Source organism: Streptomyces sp. NPDC006544, from assembly GCF_040611715.1.
Taxonomy (GTDB): domain Bacteria; phylum Actinomycetota; class Actinomycetes; order Streptomycetales; family Streptomycetaceae; genus Streptomyces.
The window spans coordinates 1-1,444 of record NZ_JBEXOV010000225.1; the positions used below are offsets into that span (position 1 = coordinate 1).

A 1,444-nucleotide genomic window follows, 5' to 3' on the forward strand; every position below is an offset into this window, starting at 1 on the left:
GGCAGCTGGCTCCCGCAGCCCGCCGCATGGGCCGGCCTGAGCGTCGCCGCGCAGACCGGCGACCCCCACTCCACCCTCGAGCTCTACCGCGCGGCGCTGCGGCTGCGCCGTTCGCACCCGGAGCTGGGCGCGGGCGACGCGGTGGAGTGGCTGGAGGCCCCCGAGGGCGTCCTGGCCTTCCGCCGGGGCGACTTCACCTGCACGGTGAACACCACGGCCGAGCCGGTGCGGATCCCCGCGCCGGGCACGGTCCTGCTGGCGAGCTCCGCACTGGCGGACCCCGACGTACTGGCACCCGACACGGCGGTGTGGTGGCAGGGGTGACCTCCCCGCTCCGGCTGACGGACATCGCCGCGCAGGCCGAGGTCAGCGAGGCGACCGTCAGCCGTGTCCTCAACGGCAAGGCGGGCGTGGCGTCCGGCACCCGTCACAAGGTGCTGGCCGCCATGGACCTGCTGGGCTACGAGCGCCCCGTGCGCCTGCGGCGACGCAGCAACGGGCTGGTCGGTCTGCTGATCCCCGAGCTCACCAACCCCATCTTCCCGGCGTTCGCACAGGTCATAGAGCAGGCGCTGGCGGGGCACGGCTACACGCCGGTGCTGTGCACGCAGACGCCGGGCGGGGCCACCGAGGACGAGCTGGTGGAGCAGTTGGAGGAGCGCGGGGTCACGGGCATCGTGTTCCTGTCCGGCCTGCACGCGGACTCCTCCGCGGACCCGGCCCGCTACCAGCGACTGGCCGCCCGGGGCGTCCCGTTCGTCATGATCAACGGCTTCAACGAGCAGGTACAGGCGCCGTTCATCTCCCCGGACGACCGCGCGGCGGCGGAGATGGCGGTACGCCACCTGGAGGACCTGGGCCACCGGCGGATCGGCCTCGCCATCGGGCCGACGCGCTACGTTCCGTCGGCCCGCAAGGAAGCGGGCTTCGTCGCCGCCCTTCCCTCGGCCAAGGCCGAAGGCCTGATCCAGCGCACCCTGTTCACGGTGGAGGGCGGCCACGCGGCGGGCGGGGCCCTGCTGGACCGCGGCTGCACGGGCATCGTGTGCGGCAGCGACCCCATGGCCCTCGGCGTGATCCGCGCGGCGCGCGAGCGGGGCCTGCGGGTCCCGGAGGACGTCTCGGTCGTCGGCTTCGACGACTCCCCGCTCATCGCCTTCACGGACCCCCCGCTGACCACGGTCCGCCAACCGGTCCGCGCGATGGCCACGGCGGCCGTCGGAGCCCTCCTCGAAGCGGTGGCCGGCACGCCGGTCCAGCGCACGGAGTACGTCTTCCAGCCGGAGCTGGTGGTGCGGGGGTCGACGGGGCAGGGGCCGGGGGTGTCGTGAGCTTCGCTGCGGCCTGTCGGGTGCGTTGACAGTTCCTGGGGGCGTCCCGGGAGTCCAGCGTCCTTCCGGTGCGGGCCGCCCCGTCAAGGGCGCTCCCTTCGGTCGCGTCGCTG

General features: G+C 74.4%; 2 protein-coding genes. Both read left to right on the forward strand.

The window, feature by feature from the left end:
• Positions 1-324: DUF3459 domain-containing protein (locus ABZY44_RS37690; RefSeq protein ID WP_356662067.1), on the forward strand; the 324-nt coding region annotated here is incomplete at its 5' end.
• Positions 312-1,331: a LacI family DNA-binding transcriptional regulator gene (locus ABZY44_RS37695; protein WP_356662069.1), complete on the forward strand. Its 1,020-nt coding sequence runs from the start codon at positions 312-314 to the stop codon at positions 1,329-1,331. The genes ABZY44_RS37690 and ABZY44_RS37695, both read left to right, overlap by 13 nt.
• Positions 1,332-1,444 lie beyond the last annotated feature (113 nt).